The sequence below is a fragment of the Shewanella xiamenensis genome, assembly GCF_024971755.1.
In the GTDB taxonomy this organism is placed as follows: Bacteria; Pseudomonadota; Gammaproteobacteria; order Enterobacterales; family Shewanellaceae; genus Shewanella; species Shewanella xiamenensis.
On the sequence record NZ_CP079718.1, the window covers coordinates 3,222,598 to 3,241,476 of the forward strand.

Sequence of the window (18,879 nt, forward strand, 5' to 3'; positions counted from 1 at the left end):
ATTATTTAACCTCTATCTGGGCACGAGTCATTGCATCTAACAACAGACCATGACATTGCTCAGAAAGTTCAGTCAAAGGTAAACGAATATGGCCACACTGAATCAACCCCATACGATGGGCTGCCCATTTCACTGGGATAGGATTTGCTTCGCAAAACAGTGTGCTATATAAACCACGTAGTGGCTCGTCGATACTGGCGGCTAATTCGGCGTTGCCCGCCAATGCGGCGTCGCACATAGCTTTAAAGGCTTTTGGCACTATGTTGTTGGCAACCGAAATCACCCCGTTACCACCAAGGAGCAAAAACTCTCTCGCTGTCGCATCATCACCGCTGTACAACATAAAGTCATTGCCGCAAAGTTCACGTAGTCGTTTAACCCGTGATACATCACCCGTGGCTTCTTTTACACCAATAATATTGCTCACGCTCACTAACTCGGCCACGGTTTCAGGCTTCATATCAACCGCGGTGCGCCCAGGAACGTTATAGAGAATTTGGGGAATATCAGTGCTGGCCGCCACGGCTTTATAGTGGGCCACTAAGCCCTTTGGCGTCGGTTTATTGTAGTAAGGTGTTACGCCTAACATGGCGTCAACCCCGACTTTAGATAAGGACTTGGTGAGTTCGATAGCTTCTGCTGTCGCATTCGCACCATTGCCACCAATCACAGGGATACGACCTGCGACAAACTTAACGGTTTGAGCGACCACGGCAACGTGCTCATTCATTGGCAGAGTCGCTGACTCACCGGTAGTACCCACGGCAACAATGGCGTCTGTGCCTTGGTCAATATGGAATTCGACTAACCTTTCAAGACTTGCAAAATCTACTGAGCCATCACTGTTCATTGGCGTGATTAAGGCTACGATGCTTCCGTTTATCATCTGACTTCCCCAAAATTTCAGGATTCGCTATGGTACTGATGCCAACCATTAATGACAAGCACTAACGGGGGTCTCAAATTGATTTAGTTATGGTAGCATTACATCCCGCACAAAAACTCGGCGCTCGGTCTCGAGTTTTCGCTCTATGATATCGAAAAAGTGAGGACAATTCATGACCAATTTCCTGGTCGTAACTGCAATGGGCGTAGACCGTCCTGGACTCGTAAGTAAACTAGCTCGGCTTGCCAGTGACTGTGACTGCGATATCGTCGACAGCCGTATGGCATTATTTGGTAACGAATTTACCTTAATCATGATGTTGTCAGGTTCGTGGGCATCCATAACGAAAATTGAAAGCTTGCTCCCGAGTCTCAGTGTTGAATTAGAACTGATGACGGTGATGAAGCGTACCTCTAAGCACACGCCGCAAAATTATCTTTCGCGCCTTGAAGTGCGCTTTACTGGTAAAGATCAGCGCGGCACGATGAAATCCATCACCCAGTTTCTTGCCGACCGCTCCTTAGACTTGGCGGCAGTACGCTCCTTCTCTGAAGAGCTTGAAAATGGCGAGCAAACGCAAACTATTTCATTAACCATCAATATTCCTGAAAAAGTTGAACTAGAAAAGCTCGAAAAGAGTATCTATCAACTCTCCGAGGAGATGGCACTGGATTGCACCATTAGACGCATGGAAGGCACGACCTCAAGAAACGACAGAGGATAATAGATGAATACCTTAACCGCTGGTGCCAAAGCGCCACTTTTTACCTTACAAAATCAACAGGGTAACGCTGTTTCACTACAAGAATGCTTAACGCGTGGTCCCGTTTTAGTCTATTTTTACCCTAAAGCGTCAACCCCTGGCTGCACAGTACAAGCCTGCGGTTTACGTGATAGCAAAGCTGAACTCGATAGCCATAACGTCACTGTTCTTGGCGTTAGCCCAGATCCTGTGGCTAAATTAGCTAAGTTTGCTGAAAAACAATCACTTAACTTTACCCTACTCAGCGATGAAGACCACAGCGTTGCTGATGCCTTTGGCGTGTGGGGCGAAAAGAAATTTATGGGTAAAGTCTATGATGGAATCCATAGGTTAAGTTTCCTCATCAACACCGATGGCACTATTGCCCATGTGTTCGATAAGTTTAAAACCAGCGACCACCATCAAGTAGTGTTGGCAGAGATTGCAGCGCAGTAATGGCCGCTAAATGGTATAGCAAGGGATTTTCTGACTAATTGCCAACGGCTCAGTTTAGAAATTTCAGTTTGAATTGCCCAAAAAAACCGCAAGCAAACATAAAATGGCCCGAAATCAGGGCCATTTTTGATGAAAAATTTTCAGCTTGTGGCGAATAAATCCTCTAATCACACCGCAACTTTAACAGTCGCTTATTCGAGTGAATCACCAACTCAATTATGGGAAACGATTATAGGAATACAGGCAGTAACGCTTCAGTTTGAAGCTGTTGATAGTGATTAAAATCAATCTGACAGCCTTGCTCAGTCACGATTGAACCATGCGCTAAACATACATGCTCAGGAAATCCAGCAGTCATAAGCGACTGGTTAAAACGGATGAGATCCCAGCTTGAGGGCATAAATAGCTTAATCATTTGTGCAACAAGGGGATAGGGATAAACAGCTAAATCCAGATTAGTCTCAAAGCTGACGTAGGAGTTATCTCCCGGCCCTATCGATGGCGTGATATGCAAGGTAACATAGTCAGCCCCACGTATCCCATTTAACGAAAATCCCGCGGGCTGAAAACAGTGCATATCAAATTGAAAATCAGGGAAAATTCGCTGCAATCCTAAGCGTTGATAAATCCCCTGCTCGGTTTGTGTGGGCAACTTGAGGTAATCAGCCAACTCGCCACAGATGTGGTACATCATCAGTTCAAGGCAGGTATCATACGTTGACGACATAGGTTGGCCGTCAGTGCAAAACAGATTGTCAGTACAAAACAAATAGTGATGATGTGAATCTAAGTGACCAACTCGAAAGGCTTTTCCGGGGATCAAGGTGCGCAATTTCGCAATATCGTCAGCAAAGTGTGTGCTTTGTAGCTGGGCTTGGTATTCATTCTTACGCTGATAACAGAGCGCGGCAATGTGCTCAACCCCTAAGGCGTTAATAAAGTAGCAGGCCGCCTCAATCAGGGTGCTATTACCGCAGGTGAGCAGCAGAATCTTATCATCCCAGACGAACAGGCTCGATTCACTCAGTAGATAGGCATCGCAGGCAGGATTACGGATTATTGACAGGATTTCCGCATTGGCACAGGCGACCAAGGTTGACCAAAAGCCGTACTCTCGTTGGCGCAGTGATGCCATATTGGAAGTGAGTCTGATCTCAAGCTTTTTTTCCGCGCCTTCAAAAAACATCAAGCCGTTCGCCTCATCTTATCCCTGTGTTTGGGCATCTAATCTATTGGTATATCAGTCATTCATGGTTCGCTGGCAACGCTGACTTAAATGTATGCACGCATTTTAAGACTGATAACCCATCAAATTTGCGCGGCTATTTTTACACGACTAGCGCCGCAATAAAACCACCGCGCTTGCTTTTACAAGATGATAGCCTTGCAACGCACTCACCTTTACAACTCGCTAGCAAAAATAATAGGCTATAAAAAACAAAAGTCAGCCTAAGTGTCCCTAGGCTGACTTTTTTAACACACTCAATATTAAGAAAAATCTTCTAAATAAGTGTAACCTTTTAGGCCCACTTGTAATTCTTCTAAAATTTGTGCGCGTTCATCCTCAACAATATGCTGGTTGACTAACTCTTCGTAAGTCCGCATAAAGTCAACGGCATCTAAGTTAACATAGCGTAATACGTCAGCGACTGTGTCACCGGCAAGTACCGATTCAATATTGGTCATACCGTTTTCTTCAATGCTGACAACGGCCGAGTTAGTGTCGCCAAACAAGTTGTGCATATCCCCTAAAATCTCTTGATATGCCCCCACCATAAAGAAGCCGATTAAATACGGGCTTTCAGCACTCCACGCTGGTACTGGTAGCGTAGTTTCAATCCCTTGGCCGTCTACATATTGATCCACAATACCGTCGGAGTCACAGGTGATGTCCAGCATCACAGCGCGGCGCTCTGGCGCTTTGTCTAAACCAGACAATGGCAGCACAGGGAACACCTGATCGATACCCCAAGCATCCGGTAAGGATTGGAATAATGAGAAGTTAACGAAGAACTTATCGGCTAACTTTTCGTTTAACTCATCAATAATCGGTCTGTGGTAACGGTTTTTGGTGCTTAACAAACCTTGAACTTCATGGCATACGCGTAGGTTAGCCTGCTCAGCCCACGCACGTTCTGCCAAGCTTAATTGACCCAAGGCAAACAGCGATTGCGCTTCTTGCAGGTCACTTTGGCTATCATGATAAATCTCAATCAAGGCACGTTGATCGGCACGGCCACTCAGCTCAGTCCAAGATTGCCACATATTGTGCAGCAGCTGCGGCGATTCTTCCGCTGGCGGCTGGATATCTTCAACCTGATAAGCTTCTGTGCCAATCACATCGGTGATCAGTACCGCATGGTGCGCCGTTAAGTGACGGCCAGATTCTGAAATAATACGTGGCATAGGTTGCTCGTATTCATTACAGATATCGGTAAGCACGTTTACGATGTTGTTCGCGTATTCGCTTAAACCATAGTTCATTGAGTTATTACTTTGGCTACGAGTGCCGTCGTAATCTACCGCTAAACCACCGCCGACGTCGAAGCAGTTAATGCTGGCCCCTAACTCACGTAATTCACAGTAGAAACGCGCCGCTTCGCTCACACCTTGACGAATATCGCGGATATTGGCGATTTGCGAACCTAAGTGAAAGTGCAGTAATTGCAGCGAATCCAACATATCGCTTTGTTTTAACTGGTCAACTACAGTCAAAATCTGCGCCGCAGATAAACCAAACTTAGACTTTTCGCCACCGCTGGCTTGCCACTTGCCTTTTCCTTGGAATGCAAGGCGAGCACGTAACCCTAAGCGAGGTTTCACCCCTAAACGCTCAGACTCAGCTAGTACCATCTTAAGCTCAGACAGTTTTTCTAAAACGATATAGACCTTATGGCCTAACTTTTCACCAATTAAGGCTAAACGAATGTATTCGTTATCTTTGTAACCGTTACATACGATCACTGAACTGGCTTTTTGCGCCATGGCAAGTACGGCCATTAATTCAGGCTTACTGCCGGCTTCTAGGCCTAATTGTGGAACTTCTTTTGATGCTTGGCTCGCAAGGATCTCTTCTACCACAGTTTTTTGTTGGTTTACTTTAATGGGGTAAACCAGCAAATAGTCCGCCTGATACTCATATTTTTGTATCGCTTGGTCGAATGCTTGGCACAAACTGTTCACTCTGTGGTGCAGAATTTGCGGGAAACGAACTAATACAGGTAAAGCGACCCCTGCTTTAACCATGTCTTTTGCTAGCTCATTTAAGCCAATCTTGTGATCAGGATTCTTAGGATCCGGCGACACTGTCACCTCACCTTGGTCGCTGATCCCATAAAACCCTTGGCTCCAGTGGGTAACGTTGTACCCAGCACGAGCAGCATCAATAGACCAATCATTCATTTTTATTTAGCCCGTCTATAAAAAAATGGGTTAAACGGTCAGTGCAACATTGCAAGACCGCCCGTTCGACAAACCCAGGTAAACCATATAGTTACCTGACATACAGTTAGGATGAATTCACCCTAATTTGTGCAGCAAAATCAACCCAGCTTAGGCGACATTGATGCGATTTCCCTTAACGCAACCGGGATTAACCCGATACTCTTTTACCTTGGCGATAACAAGATGGTGTTTATATCCCCCTTTATCGCCATAGGTCTTTCACCCAAAGGCATTAACCATAACGCGCTTTGAGGTTAAAAAACACTCAAAACCTTAAGCTAAAGCGTTGCGTCTCCGCTCAATATGACTCTCTCTAAAAACGAGGTGCCGATTAAGTGGATAAACAATAGGTAACACTAAGGATAAACATTAGGTATTAAGCGGCAAGGCATCACCAAGCACACCTAACACTAGGTGAGATTATTGTAACAGGGGACTGTTGGCTTCTTCGCGGCCAGAGTTGATACGGATTAACGTGAGATGTTTAAGGCTAGTATCGTCATAGGGAACAACGATTGAGCGCTGGCATTGAGATGCTTTTAGGCAAAGAGCAAAAAATGGATGCTTGTGCATTAGCTAAACAATTCCTCTTAACCCCATGTAACCATTATAAATTGTACGTTACACGGTGAATGACCTGTGAACCATAAAATCATTACAACTCACGTAATATTTGTCATGTCTGTAACGAGCGAAGTCGTTAAACGGCGCAATTAAACCGCGCAATGTCACAGAATGCAAGCAAGAATCTCATTTAATATTTTTCATTAAAATATAATAAACACCACATTAACAGAATGGCTAGTGAAAAGTAGATTTATCTATTTTAAATTAATAGGTTAATCATCAACCTTACTCTACGTGCGTTCAATATTTTTTAATAGCCAATCAAGATAAATTGATAACATTTGCTCACATCAGCAATATTGTTTTATCTCAGCGCGGCTGTTCATTTTCGACTATCGACGCAAAAGCCGATCTGGAAGCTGCTGTTTACGGATAAAGCGGTTATAATCACCGCCGAATGACATCCTTAGATAGAGAGCTCCATGGTACAGATAGGAAAAACCTGCAAACTTGAGGTAGTAAAACAAGTCAGTTTTGGTGTGTATTTAAATGCCCACGAATTTGGCCAAGTGTTACTGCCCAACAAAGCCACCCCAAAAGACTGCCAAGTCGGTGACTGGCTAGAGGTATTTTTATATCTGGACTCCGAAGATATCGTTATTGCCACTACCCGCAAGCCTTTAGCGCAAGTAGGAGAATTTGCCTACTTAAAAGCCGTGGCCACTGGGCCTTTTGGCGCATTTTTAGATTGGGGATTGGATAAAGATCTATTGCTGCCCTTTGGCGAACAACACAAGCCGATTGAAGAAGGTCGCTCGTACCTTGTATATGTGCACGTTAATCGTGCTGATGAGCGTATTGTTGCGTCATCAAAAATCGATAAATTCCTCGATAAAACTCCCGCCCAGTATGAAGTAGGTCAACAAGTTGACTTATTTATCGGTGGCACCACAGATTTAGGCTACAAAGCCATTATTAACCATGCCCATTGGGGCGTGATTTATCAAAACGAAGTGTTCCAAAAACTGCGTTTTGGTCAAAGACTAAAAGGCTTTATCAAACAAGTGCGCCGTGATGGCAAAATTGATTTGGTATTGCAGCAAGGCAGTAAGCAAGAGCTTGATAAAAATGCGCACATTATCTTAGTAAAACTCAAGCAAGCGGGCGGATTCTTACCCCTAACGGATAAAACCGATGCCGAAGTGATTTACGAACAACTCGGTATGAGTAAAAAAGCCTTTAAAAAGAGCATCGGTGGCCTGTTTAAAGCCAGTAAGTTAAGCATCGACGATGATGGTTTACGCCTAACTGAAGCTGACTGATTGGGCTGAATAGTCAACCTCACACGGGACTTAGCACTCTCTTGTAGTAAGGTTCGTGGTTTATTTGTCCAAATAGTCTGCCTAAACACTCAGTTTACCGACAAGCGCTAGGATCTTAAGCATGGCTCTGTTATAACAAAGTCATGCTTTTTTCTTTGGAGCTTATATGGAACTCACGTTACACGAAGCCAGAGTTATCGGTTGTCTACTTGAAAAAGAAGTCACCACCCCAGAGCAATACCCTCTTTCACTCAATGCACTGACCCTCGCCTGTAATCAAAAAACCAGCCGCGAACCTGTATTAGAACTCACTGAAGCGCAAGTACAAGCCGCCCTTGATTCATTGAACAAAAAGCGCTTAATCAGCGAGCAATCCGGCTTTGGTAGCCGAGTCGTCAAATATAAGCACAGATTCTGCAACACCGAATTTAGCGAGTTACAACTTTCCAGCGCGGCGGTAGCCATTATCTGTTTACTGCTGCTTCGCGGCCCACAAACGCCTGGAGAGTTACGCACCCGTAGCAACAGACTGCATGATTTTAAAGACGTGCTCGAAGTGGAAGCCTGCATTAAGCAGCTGATGGAGCGGGATAAACCCGTACTGGCTCAACTGCCACGGGAGCCGGGTAAGCGTGAATGCCGTTATACTGAGCTGTTTTCCCAAGGCGCAGAGCAGATTAGCGCCGCGTCATTCACCAATGCCACAAATGCAGATGCCCACCCGCTAAACGAGCAGGATAGACAACAACTGGAAGCCAGAGTCACGCAGCTTGAAGAGCAAGTGGCAGAACTTAAAGATAAGTTAGAATCGCTTATCGCTTCTTTATCCTAACCGCGCCGCGGACGACTTTCGCAAGTAGTCACTCTTAATGATGACTAAGGTGAGAGTTTGTCCGCTCACTCACTGACGAGACAGCGAATGACACCAAATGCTCCCAGTACATTCAATAACATGCTTTTGATCGCTGGCTTTGAATGTCGAAAATTTCTATTTAACGTTCGCGGGATTATCGCCCTGATCGCCTTTGCATTAGTGTGGGGCATGCTATTGCTCTACCCCATCCAAGGCGCTTCGACCCTATTAATGCAGCCCAATATTAAAGATCTCATCGACGGTCTCTTAGGCAGCCAAGCACTCAATGTACTGTTTGACTGGCCCGTGGCGGAAATGGCTATCTTCTGGTGCTTTGCGCTGTATCTGTTTCCCATGTTCAGTATTTTGATTGCCGCCGATCAGTTCTCCTCAGACAAAACCCGCGGCACATTGCGCTTCTATACCCTAAGAACCAGCAAAGACAGCCTACTCTTCGGCCGCTTTTTGGGGCAAATCTTGATCCAAGGTCTACTGATCTTATTGACCATCCTTGCCACCATAGCGCTGGCACTTACTCGCGATATCGGCTTGTTATTACCCGCATTAACGTCGGGAGCCTTGGTCGGCATCAACTTGGTTATCGTGATTGTACCCTTTACCGCGGTCATGACTTTATTGTCCCTCTATGCCAACACGGCAAGGCAAGCCATGGTTCTGGCCACTATTTTGTGGACGGTCGTCTCTATAGCACTGCTGATATTGGGTAATGAATCGCACTTATTTGAAGGTTTACAATGGATATTGCCGGGCGCTCAACTGTCGAACATGGTCAACACCAATGGACTCAATAGCTTTGCCTACGCACCAATTCCCCTACTACAAACCGCATTCGCCCTTTTCCTTGGCCGCGTTTATATCCAAAGGAGTCAACTATGATCCTCATTCAATGCCAAGGACTTTCCAAACACTATGGCAGTAAAAAAGCGCTCAATAACGTTAACTTAACCCTCGAATCGGGAGCGCCCATCGCCTTAGTTGGCCCTAACGGTGCAGGTAAAACTACACTGTTTAGCCTGCTCTGTGGTTACCTCACCCCAAGCGCAGGCTCGGTTCGTATTCTGGGAGAAGCGCCCAATAGTCCAGCATTATTAGGGCAAATTGCCGCCCTGCCACAGGATGCGACGCTCGATCCCAATTTAACCATTATTAGCCAGTTAAGCTTCTTTGCGCGTCTTCAAGGGATGGATAGCAAGCAGGCAAATCAAGAAGCACAGCGAGTGCTGAATTTAGTGGACTTAGCCGAGGTGGCGCAGCAAAAGCCACCGAGTCTAAGCCATGGAATGAGTAAACGTGTGGCGATTGCCCAAGCCTTAATCGGTGCTCCCAAGTTGGTATTACTCGACGAGCCAACCGCAGGGCTCGATCCGGCTAATGCGAAAAAAATCCGTGAACTTGTCAGAAGCCTCTCGCCCACCACAACCTTTGTGATCAGCTCACATAACTTGGACGAACTCGAAAAGCTCTGTGACCAAGTGCTGTATCTAGATAAAGGTGAATTGGGCCAGTCGATTTCAATGCGCTCATCCAATAGCGGCAGTGATTATCTCACCCTCACCATGGAAAACTGCGACAATGAAGCGCTGATCCAAGCCGTAGGTCAAATAGCCGGTGTAGTGAATATCACTTCAAAACAAGCCCATGTGTTTGTTATCCAATTGGATGACACGGCAAATCGCCATTATGAGTTTGAAACCGCCCTACTCGCCCTATTTAAGCAGCAGCATTGGCAATATAAGATGCTACTTAAAGGACGCACATTGGAAGAAACGTTATTTTCTTAACTCCGCGACAAGTCCCTTATTATTCCTACGTTTAACTCCACCTCTAACAGCGCCCGCAAGGGCGCTCAGTAGACACTTTGTTGTTTATACACAGCGAAACCAATATCATTTCTTACACCCTATCAAAGGTGGAATAGTCGTAAGTATCAGTTTTAAAACGCTTTATCCTTTAACTTCCACCTTAGCGCTAAACGCCACCCACTAGGCCAACTTAGCCCCTAACGCTGCTTATATGAGGCGTATTTACGTTTCAAAAGAAAAGGTGAGTTGTCATCGCTAACCAATAAAGCAGCAGTTAAGCCGCTTTGGTAAACCTAGACTTTCAATCTGATCCCGAGCTTGTTATAACTCCCCTTTCCTGCTCTTTCGCTGAATTCAGAGGTTTCAATGAACAAAGCACAACTGATCCAACGTATCGCCACTTCGCTTGAACAGTCCCAGGCCAGCACTAAACCGGTTGTCGAACAGATCCTACAACAGATCCATATCGCCTTAAGCGAAGGTGAGAAAGTCTTCCTGCCGGAATTCGGTACCTTCGAGTTACGTTATCATTTACCTAAATCGGGCCGTAATCCACAGACGGGTGAGACAATTGAGATTTCGGGCTTTAACCAGCCGAGCTTTAAGGCCGCGACAGCGCTAAAACAAGCGATAAATGAGTAAGTAGTATTGTGGATGTGTAAAAGAGCCTCATGAAAACCACGGGGCTTTTTTATCGGTCAAGATTAACGATATTACGTTGACAATGAGCTTGGGAGATAAAACGTAACCTGCCCTAGCTGAGTTTGATGTTATAGAGCTTAGAGAGCAGTAACAAAGTCAACCTAAAACCAGCTACTGACAGCGTGCCAGAGGCTCTATCTAATAAAATAGACAAGTCGCGGTAAAACAAAACGAAAAAATCAGTGCTGCAAATGCAAAAAAGCCCCGACTAATGTCGAGGCTTATTTACTATTCACTAAGAATAATGGTACCCGAGGCCAGACTTGAACTGGCACGCTGTTACCAGCGAGGGATTTTAAATCCCTTGTGTCTACCGATTCCACCACTCGGGCAAACTCTGAATATCGTAAGCACTGCTATTGATATTGTTAACTCTTTGCTTCGCTCTTCTACTTATATTTCAATGCATAGGTAACGAAGTTTAACGCTTCAGCTCGCTTTGAGCTGTCACCATTATATAATGGTACCCGAGGCCAGACTTGAACTGGCACGCTGTTACCAGCGAGGGATTTTAAATCCCTTGTGTCTACCGATTCCACCACTCGGGCAAACTCTTTATATTAACGACGGGAATCGTGCCATTAATATCTTATATTATGGAGGCGCGACCCGGAGTCGAACCGAGATCGACGGATTTGCAATCCGCAGCATAGCCATTCTGCCATCGCGCCATCTTTCCAATCATTTTAGATTGGAGCGACATATCGGGTTCGAACCGATGACCTATACCTTGGCAAGGTATCGCTCTACCAACTGAGCTAATGTCGCATCACGCAGAGTTAAGATTTTGTTTTCACTTCGTCTCTCGTCTACGGGGAGGCATTCTACCTATTTACGATGCAGTGTCAACCGCTGTTTTATCGATAACTTACTGCTTGCGCACTAAATAATCTCTTTGATCTTTTATTGTGCTATTCAGCCGTTAAATCTTTCCAGGCGGCTAAAATGTAACTCATCATTGACCAGAACGTTAATACGGCAGCGATATATAAGAGCACAAATGCCGCGGTGATCATGAGTGGATTGTATTGCCAGATCAGGCCAATAATCGCCACCATCTGCGCCGCCGTTTTATATTTGCCGATCCAAGAAACTGCAACCGTGCCGCGTTTACCTAATTCAGCCATCCACTCCCGCAGGGCTGAAATCACAATTTCACGGCCAATCATAAACAGTGCTGGCAGTGTGAGCCAAATATCAGCGTATTGGTCAACTAATAATACGAGCGCGGTGATCACCATCAGTTTATCAGCGACGGGATCGAGGAAGGCGCCAAAACGGGTCAGTTGCTTGAGTTTACGCGCCGCATAACCGTCTAATGCATCCGTTAACGCCGCCAACCAAAACACAAATGCGGCAACAAAAGGCGTCCAGCTGTAAGGTAAATAAAACAACACCACAAAAATGGGCAGTAAAAAAAGCCTAAAAAGAGTTAATGCTATGGGTAAGTTAAACGGCATGATCAAACCAGTTAGTCAAAAGCAGCGCCAATCTTGCCTTAATTTTATCACCCTCGCAATGCATCATGAATGGTTTGTGCCATTTCTATGCTGATCCCAGGCACTTTCGCTAACTCGGCCACACTCGCACCCTTCACTTCCTGCAAACCGCCCAAATGTTGGAGTAACGCTTTACGGCGTTTAGGGCCTATGCCCGGAATGGATTCAAGCGTTGAGGTGTTACGGGTTTTCTGACGGCGATTACGATGCCCAGTGATGGCAAAGCGGTGCGATTCATCGCGAATATGTTGAATAAGGTGCAATGCGGGTGAGTCATCCTCAAGGGAAAAGCTCGTTTCAGTGTCGCCAAAGATTAAGGTTTCCAGCCCAGGTTTACGGCTCTCCCCCTTAGCCACCCCAATCAGTTGCGGCGCTTTATCTAAATTGACAAATTTCTCATCGACAATTTGCTGCGCAATACGCAGCTGCCCTAGACCACCGTCGATAAATAAAATGTCAGGGATTTTGCCGCTGGCATCAATTTTATCAAATCGACGACTAATGGCTTGTTTCATCGCGGCATAATCATCGCCTGGCGTAATACCTTCAATATTATAACGACGATATTCGGCTTTATGCGGCCCTTCACGATTAAACACCACGCAGGAGGCGACAGTGCTCTCGCCCATGGTATGACTGATATCGAAACACTCCATTCGCTGAATCGGCGCACTAAGTTCGAGGATTTCTTCCAACAAGACAAAACGCTGTTCAACAGTGTTTTTATGGGACAGGCGCGTCATCACCGCATTGGTGGCATTGGTCAGCGCAAGGCGCAAAAAACTCGCCCTGTCGGCGCGCACATTGGTTTTAATGCTGAATTTTTTATTCAACGCCTCAGAGACGGCCGCCTCTAACTCATGCAATTCTTCAAAGTGATGGCTTATCACCACCTCCTTAGGAATAGTGCGTTGAATATCGGCATTTAAATAAAACTGTAGCAGGAAGGAGCGTAAGACTTCTTCGATATCCGTTTGCGCGGGCACCGTTGGATAATAGCTGCGGCTACCAAAAATTTTACCTTCGCGGATAAATAGCAAGTGAAAACAGGCAATGCCCGAGGCATAGTGTACGCCGATAACATCCATATCGCCGGTATTACCCGAGACTTCTTGCTGCTCAGCTACCCGGCGCAGCGCCATAATTTGATCGCGAAAGCGCGCGGCTTGCTCATAGGCTTGCTGCTCAGCGGCCTCTTCCATCTTAGCCACGAGTTCACTGATAACTTGTTTATCTTTTCCCTTTAGGAACAAACTGGCAAGTTTAACCTGCTCATCATACTCCGCATTACTGACCTTGCCGACGCAAGGCGCACTACAACGGGATAACTGGTATTGCAGGCAGGGCCGAGTGCGGGATTTATAATAGAGATCATCACATTGGCGGATAGGAAACAGCTTTTGCATCAAGTGCAAACTTTCGCGCACCGCTCCGCCATTCGGATAAGGCCCAAAATAATGGCCCTTCTCCCGCTGCGGCCCGCGATGGTATGCGAGGCGTGGATGCTCGTGTTGGCTCAAGAAAATATAAGGGTATGACTTATCGTCCCGCAGTAACACATTGTATTTGGGCATGTACTGCTTGATATAGTCATTCTCAAGCAGCAGCGCATCTGTCTCGCTGTGGGTCAGCGTCACATCGATATGATGGATATGGGACACCAGCGCCTGAGTTTTCACATTGCCAAGGTTTTTACGGAAATAGGAAGATAAGCGCTTTTTAAGATCTTTGGCTTTACCCACATAGATGACGTCACCTTTGACGTCATACATGCGATAAACACCCGCCGAAGAGGTGACTGTACGTAAAAAACTCTGGGCGTTAAAACCTGTCGACATCGTTACACACCCACTCTTTTACTTACCATCTTCAAAACTGCTTGATAAATCGTTTTCAAACTCACAGCTAACACTTAATTAATGCTAGAACCATTGACACAAGCGGCCATTAGAAATGGCCAGCATCTAACATTTTATAGCGGATCGCTAAACGAGTCAGCTCCACATCACCACTGATCCCAAGCTTCGCAAACAAGCGGTAACGGTAACTGTTAACGGTTTTGGGGCTTAAGTTGAGCTGCTCAGAAATATCATTGACCTTTTCACCATTGGTGATCATCAACATAATTTGCAGCTCACGCTCAGACAAGGCTTTAAACGGATTCTCATCGGCCGGATTGAATTGGCTCAATGCCATTTGTTGGGCAATTTCAGGAGATAAATAGCGCTGCCCACGGGAAACCTGACGTATCGCTTGCAATACTTCAGGTGGCGTCGCACCTTTGGTTAAATAACCAGACGCGCCCGCCTGCATCACTTTACTGGGGAACGGATCTTCAGTATGCACTGTTAGCACAATAATCTTAGCATGGGGTTGATAACGTAAAATCTTACGCGTCGCTTCGAGTCCGCCCATACCTGGCATATTCATGTCCATTAAGATGACGTCGGCTTCATTTTGTCTCGCCCACTGTACCGCGGTCTCACCATCGGGCGCTTCACCCACAACTTTGATCCCCCGCTCATCTTCTAAGATACGGCGGATCCCAGTTCTCACCAGCTCATGATCGTCAACTAAATATATCGATATCAACTTTATCCACCTTTAACCAATGCTGACTAAGAGAGTTTAGCCAAATCAGAATACCGCAACCGGAATATAGGTTATCAGGGTAATTTAGCCCAACAATGGCATTTCGCAAAGCATAAAATGAATATTGTTAACTAGATGATATTTAAAGAAACAACTTGCTAATTAATGCAGTTTGAAATTAAGAGCTTGGTATGATGAAAGTATGAGTGGAGCTCAGGATTGGGCTAATTGATAAGCTGACGCAAAATATAGCAGGTTTAAAACGCTCATCGAAAATGAAGTCGTGTAAATGCAAAAAGCCGCTAATTGCTTAGCGGCTTTTTAGCCGACTATTGTGCTGGAGCAGCGCTTAGCACGAGGAACCCGGGTTCAAATTGCATAAACAAAAAAGCCATCATTGCTGATGGCTTTTCCGTGAAATATGGCGGAGGAGCAGGGATTTGAACCCTGGGTGGGCTATAAACCCACGCCGGTTTTCAAGACCGGTGCATTAAACCACTCTGCCACCCCTCCGAACGAGCGAGATAATATACATCTCGCCCAAAGCTGTAAACTTAAATTTATTATTATTTGAATTGATTGGCGATTTGATATCCAGCTGGCGATGAAATCATCGCTTTCAGGGCGATTTTTGATCTGTTGCTATTTCTGCTCACTAAAAACCGGCATGACAACAACATTACCTAAGTCACTTTTGAATAGATTAAAGAATCGCGAGCACTTTTTTAAGGTGGCGGCTTCCTATGAAAAAGATGAAGTATAAATGGGATCGTAGGAGAAGGTTAATCCAAACCTTAAAAATCAACTTCTTCATATCAGAACATAATGATTATCAAGACAATCGCAGATACGCCTTTTGGCAATGTAATCAAACATCTCATACCATGGAACCAGATGCAAAAAGGCCGCTAATTGTTTAGCGGCCTTTTTGACTGACATAACATAAACAAAAAGGCCATCATTGCTGATAGCCTTTCCGTGAAATATGGCGGAGGAGCAGGGATTTGAACCCTGGGTGGGCTATAAACCCACGCCGGTTTTCAAGACCGGTGCATTAAACCACTCTGCCACCCCTCCGAACGCCGCAAATAATATAAGCATCATCGGTGCTTGTAAACAGCAATTTTTGAATATTGTCTCAAATGCTCATCTTATGTTCAGACGGATGAATTTTCAGGCGAATAGCAAACATATTTTCAGCAATATCTGGGTAAAGCAGCATAAAAACACCTATACAGTAAGAGACTTGCCCTCTCGGTATGGTAAAATCGCGGTAACTTTTCACGGTAAATGCTTATATGAATTCACTCTTGATACCTTCATCCTCACTCGCCCCTGAATTTAATCTTCCCGTCCTGTCGCAATTGCCAACAGGATATAAAGCGTTGCTTTTAGGTCAAGAGCGCGTATTGGATGCCTTTAAGTTACATAACGCCATTGCCGATCAACAACTGTATCTCGCAGACTTTCCTGGCATCGATAGACTATTAATGATCAAAGCATTAATGGAAACGCTTGAGCCATTGCCGGCAGCTTATCTGGTGGCAAAGCGCCCCGAAGACAAAACCATTCAATTCCATTGGCAATATGAAGCGCCGCAGGACAACCAAGGCTCAATTGCTGAAAAGCATGTCAGTTATCGCTATCTGAGTGGCAATATCCGCCGTTCAGACCTACTTGGCCGTATGGTGCAATCAGGTAATAGCAGTAAATATCAAGCGGGTGCATTGGCCGAATGCCATTATGTATTTATCTGCGCTGAATCCCTGTGGAAACGAGAAGGCTTATGGGATTTGCTGCTGCAAATCCTGACACAGAAAGAGTATCAAATCAGTCACAACCTAAGCCCAATCCCATTAAATTGTAAAATTATTTTAATTGGCGCGGGTTTAATCTATAGCCAAATTAGGTCTGAAGATTGGCAATTTCAACGCCACTTTAACCTGTTGGCAGAACTGGCGGGTGAACTGGATTTGACCCGTTTTAAAGAAGCGCAATATGCCAGTTGGCTACAAACGGTGGCACAAAGTGTCGATGTCACATTAGAACAATCCAGTCTTGCCCCACTCTTTCGACACAGTGCTAGATTAACTGAGCATCAACGTCGCTTAAGTCTCTCAATGCTAGATTTGGCGCAGTTAATGGCGCAAGCAAAAGTCTATCGCGGTAAATCAACAATTAATGCAGCCAGCATTGAACGTGCGCTATCGCAAGCCAATTATCGCCATAACAGCTCTGAAGAATTTTCAAGCCAAAGTTTTGATGACAATTTCATAAATCTGCCAACTACGGGCGCTATGGTAGGACAAATTAATGGTCTTACTGTTATCGATGCGATTGATCACTGCTATGGTGAACCAGCTCGGATCACCGCTACGGTACACTATGGTGACGGTGAAGTTGCAGATATTGAAAGAAAGTCAGAGCTGGGCGGTAATATCCATGCAAAGGGTATGATGATCCTTTCAGCCTGTTTATATCGTATCTTTGGTCGCGATGCGCCATTGCACCTAAATGCCAATATTGTATTTGAGCAATCCTATCAGGAGATCGATGGCGATAGCGCCTCGCTTGCAGAATATTGCTGCTTGATGTCGGCCATTGCCGAACAGCCGATTATTCAATCGTTAGCCATAACAGGTGCATTGGATCAATTTGGTAATGTACAAGCCATCGGCGGCATTAATGAAAAAATAGAAGGCTTTTTTAATCTTTGTGAACGCCGAGGCTTAACCGGTGAGCAAGGTGTAATTATGCCCAAGTCAAATATATTACAGCTTAATCTACACCCCAAAGTGATTACAGCTGTAGGCAAAGGCTTGTTCCATATTTATGCCATTGAACATATGGATGAAGCGGTCGAGCTATTGATGCAGATGCCCGCTGGCGTTGCCGATGAAGATAATGACTTCCCAGCAGAATCCTTATATGGTCTAGTGCAACAACGATTAGACAAGCTAGCTGGTAACGGTGAAGAAGAAATAGGCTTAATGACGAGATTACTCGCAAAACTAGGATTTTTTCGACATTAATTAGCTGATCGGAGTTGTTTAGCTTACACGTGTTCGCTAATCTTGGCGCTCTTATTGCTGGAGTAGTAAAACAATGAATAAAGCAAACAGTTTCAACAAAGAAGAACTTATCGCCTGTGGCCATGGGAAATTATTTGGTCCAAACTCCCCTCGCCTCCCCGTAGACAACATGCTGATGATCGACAGGATCATCACCATCAATGACAACGGTGGTGAGTTTGGAAAAGGTGAAATTGTTGCCGAACTCGACATTAAGCCAGAATTATGGTTTTTTGACTGCCACTTTATCACTGACCCAGTTATGCCGGGTTGCTTAGGCTTAGATGCCATGTGGCAACTGGTTGGTTTTTACCTAGGCTGGGAAGGTGCTGAAGGCAAAGGTCGCGCTTTAGGTGTGGGTGAAGTGAAGTTTACAGGTCAAGTATTACCCGGCGCGAAAAAGGTCACTTATAAGCTCAATATCAAACGTACCATCCACCGTAAATTAGTAATGGGTATTGCAGATGCCATCCTTGAAGTAGATGGACGTCAAATTTACAGTGCAACCGACCTTAAAGTCGGTGTATTTAGCGATACTTCGACCTTCTAACCTGCTTTACCCGGCAATATTCAATAGAGACAAAAATGCCCTCATCTGAGGGCAATTATGCTGCATTACTCTGTTTGTTCTGGGCTATTTAATTAATGAGCAAAACGCCATTATTTATTAAATAGCCCATTAACTCGGCCATCCACACCTTCACGCCAACCACCTAACCACTGTGACCGCGAATCAAGATTTGCATAAGGACAAAGCTCTTTAGAGCGGCCCCCAATACCTGCTTGGAATCCTTTGGAAAAAGCTCTGTCTAAACGATCTCGTTTTTGTCTTTTCATGCAAGCGTCCTCTGTTCTACGTGAAATAGAAGCAACAGCTTCATCCATAGAGATAGTGCTTTTCAGCGCCTAGATCAATCAAAAA

Annotated in this window: 18 protein-coding genes and 6 tRNA genes; 10 read left to right on the top strand and 14 right to left on the bottom strand. The window is 45.2% G+C overall.

Annotated elements, in window-relative coordinates; genetic code table 11:
• Position 1 precedes the first annotated feature (1 nt).
• Positions 2-886, bottom strand: a complete 885-nt coding sequence (gene dapA, locus KXJ80_RS15370) for a 4-hydroxy-tetrahydrodipicolinate synthase (RefSeq protein WP_037417569.1) — start codon at positions 884-886, stop codon at positions 2-4.
• A gap of 172 nt (positions 887-1,058) precedes the next feature.
• On the opposite strand from dapA, the gene KXJ80_RS15375 reads away from it, so the two are divergent.
• Together KXJ80_RS15375 and bcp are read left to right on the top strand one after the other, a co-directional pair.
• On the top strand, positions 1,059-1,610 hold the full coding sequence (locus KXJ80_RS15375) for a glycine cleavage system transcriptional repressor (protein WP_037417572.1): 552 nt from the start codon (positions 1,059-1,061) through the stop codon (positions 1,608-1,610).
• A gap of 3 nt (positions 1,611-1,613) precedes the next feature.
• Positions 1,614-2,084 (top strand): thioredoxin-dependent thiol peroxidase, encoded by a 471-nt coding sequence (bcp, locus tag KXJ80_RS15380; protein WP_218738376.1) that lies wholly within the window; start codon positions 1,614-1,616, stop codon positions 2,082-2,084.
• A 229-nt stretch (positions 2,085-2,313) separates the two neighbouring features.
• On the opposite strand, the gene KXJ80_RS15385 is transcribed toward bcp, so the two are convergent.
• Together KXJ80_RS15385 and speA are read right to left on the bottom strand one after the other, a co-directional pair.
• A complete protein-coding gene (locus tag KXJ80_RS15385) occupies positions 2,314-3,270 on the bottom strand; it encodes an adenosylmethionine decarboxylase (protein ID WP_218738626.1) in 957 nt (318 codons plus the stop codon).
• Positions 3,271-3,572: 302 nt separating this feature from the next.
• Positions 3,573-5,486, bottom strand: coding sequence for a biosynthetic arginine decarboxylase (speA, locus tag KXJ80_RS15390; RefSeq protein WP_037417405.1), 1,914 nt, complete (start codon positions 5,484-5,486; stop codon positions 3,573-3,575).
• A gap of 129 nt (positions 5,487-5,615) precedes the next feature.
• Here speA and KXJ80_RS15395 point away from each other — a divergent pair, with 129 nt between their 5' ends.
• Positions 5,616-5,780, top strand: a complete 165-nt coding sequence (locus tag KXJ80_RS15395) for a hypothetical protein (protein ID WP_218738375.1) — start codon at positions 5,616-5,618, stop codon at positions 5,778-5,780.
• Between the two features lie 168 nt (positions 5,781-5,948).
• On the opposite strand, the gene KXJ80_RS15400 is transcribed toward KXJ80_RS15395, so the two are convergent.
• Positions 5,949-6,101: a hypothetical protein gene (locus KXJ80_RS15400; protein ID WP_011071981.1), complete on the bottom strand. Its 153-nt coding sequence runs from the start codon at positions 6,099-6,101 to the stop codon at positions 5,949-5,951.
• Positions 6,102-6,577: 476 nt separating this feature from the next.
• Here KXJ80_RS15400 and KXJ80_RS15405 point away from each other — a divergent pair, with 476 nt between their 5' ends.
• The 5 genes from KXJ80_RS15405 (at position 6,578) to KXJ80_RS15425 (ending at position 10,735) form a co-directional block, all read left to right on the top strand.
• A complete protein-coding gene (locus tag KXJ80_RS15405) occupies positions 6,578-7,417 on the top strand; it encodes a CvfB family protein (RefSeq protein WP_037425700.1) in 840 nt (279 codons plus the stop codon).
• A gap of 166 nt (positions 7,418-7,583) precedes the next feature.
• Positions 7,584-8,249 carry a YceH family protein gene (locus tag KXJ80_RS15410; protein WP_069454749.1) on the top strand — a complete coding sequence of 222 codons (666 nt, stop codon included), beginning with the start codon at positions 7,584-7,586 and terminating at the stop codon, positions 8,247-8,249.
• Between the two features lie 87 nt (positions 8,250-8,336).
• The gene (locus KXJ80_RS15415; RefSeq protein WP_218738374.1) at positions 8,337-9,167 is read left to right on the top strand and encodes an ABC transporter permease subunit; all 831 of its coding nucleotides are present in this window, start codon (positions 8,337-8,339) and stop codon (positions 9,165-9,167) included.
• Positions 9,164-10,072: an ABC transporter ATP-binding protein gene (locus tag KXJ80_RS15420; RefSeq protein ID WP_218738373.1), complete on the top strand. Its 909-nt coding sequence runs from the start codon at positions 9,164-9,166 to the stop codon at positions 10,070-10,072. Before KXJ80_RS15415 ends, KXJ80_RS15420 begins: the two co-directional genes overlap by 4 nt.
• 387 nt (positions 10,073-10,459) lie before the next feature.
• Positions 10,460-10,735: an HU family DNA-binding protein gene (locus KXJ80_RS15425; protein WP_218738372.1), complete on the top strand. Its 276-nt coding sequence runs from the start codon at positions 10,460-10,462 to the stop codon at positions 10,733-10,735.
• Positions 10,736-11,040: 305 nt separating this feature from the next.
• Here KXJ80_RS15425 and KXJ80_RS15430 read toward each other — a convergent pair.
• The 9 genes from KXJ80_RS15430 to KXJ80_RS15470 all read right to left on the bottom strand — a co-directional run bounded on the left by KXJ80_RS15430 (position 11,041) and on the right by KXJ80_RS15470 (position 15,963).
• Positions 11,041-11,127 (bottom strand) — tRNA-Leu (locus KXJ80_RS15430).
• Positions 11,128-11,256: 129 nt separating this feature from the next.
• A tRNA-Leu gene (locus KXJ80_RS15435) sits at positions 11,257-11,343 on the bottom strand.
• Positions 11,344-11,392: 49 nt separating this feature from the next.
• A tRNA-Cys gene (locus KXJ80_RS15440) sits at positions 11,393-11,466 on the bottom strand.
• Positions 11,467-11,487: 21 nt separating this feature from the next.
• A tRNA-Gly gene (locus KXJ80_RS15445) sits at positions 11,488-11,563 on the bottom strand.
• Positions 11,564-11,706: 143 nt separating this feature from the next.
• Positions 11,707-12,255, bottom strand: coding sequence for a CDP-diacylglycerol--glycerol-3-phosphate 3-phosphatidyltransferase (gene pgsA, locus KXJ80_RS15450; RefSeq protein ID WP_037417386.1), 549 nt, complete (start codon positions 12,253-12,255; stop codon positions 11,707-11,709).
• Positions 12,256-12,302: 47 nt separating this feature from the next.
• Positions 12,303-14,132, bottom strand: coding sequence for an excinuclease ABC subunit UvrC (gene uvrC / locus KXJ80_RS15455; protein ID WP_218738371.1), 1,830 nt, complete (start codon positions 14,130-14,132; stop codon positions 12,303-12,305).
• A 109-nt stretch (positions 14,133-14,241) separates the two neighbouring features.
• A complete protein-coding gene (gene uvrY, locus KXJ80_RS15460) occupies positions 14,242-14,886 on the bottom strand; it encodes a UvrY/SirA/GacA family response regulator transcription factor (protein WP_011622328.1) in 645 nt (214 codons plus the stop codon).
• A gap of 422 nt (positions 14,887-15,308) precedes the next feature.
• Positions 15,309-15,399 (bottom strand) — tRNA-Ser (locus KXJ80_RS15465).
• 473 nt (positions 15,400-15,872) lie between these two features.
• Positions 15,873-15,963, bottom strand: a tRNA-Ser gene (locus KXJ80_RS15470).
• Positions 15,964-16,184: 221 nt separating this feature from the next.
• Between KXJ80_RS15470 and KXJ80_RS15475 the strand changes: the two genes are divergently transcribed.
• The gene (locus KXJ80_RS15475) at positions 16,185-17,918 is read left to right on the top strand and encodes an AAA family ATPase (RefSeq protein ID WP_037417378.1); all 1,734 of its coding nucleotides are present in this window, start codon (positions 16,185-16,187) and stop codon (positions 17,916-17,918) included.
• Between the two features lie 73 nt (positions 17,919-17,991).
• Positions 17,992-18,507 carry a bifunctional 3-hydroxydecanoyl-ACP dehydratase/trans-2-decenoyl-ACP isomerase gene (gene fabA / locus KXJ80_RS15480; protein ID WP_011071970.1) on the top strand — a complete coding sequence of 172 codons (516 nt, stop codon included), beginning with the start codon at positions 17,992-17,994 and terminating at the stop codon, positions 18,505-18,507.
• Positions 18,508-18,617: 110 nt separating this feature from the next.
• Here fabA and rmf read toward each other — a convergent pair whose 3' ends face one another.
• Positions 18,618-18,794, bottom strand: a complete 177-nt coding sequence (gene rmf, locus KXJ80_RS15485; RefSeq protein WP_011071969.1) for a ribosome modulation factor — start codon at positions 18,792-18,794, stop codon at positions 18,618-18,620.
• Between the last annotated feature and the right edge of the window lie 85 nt (positions 18,795-18,879).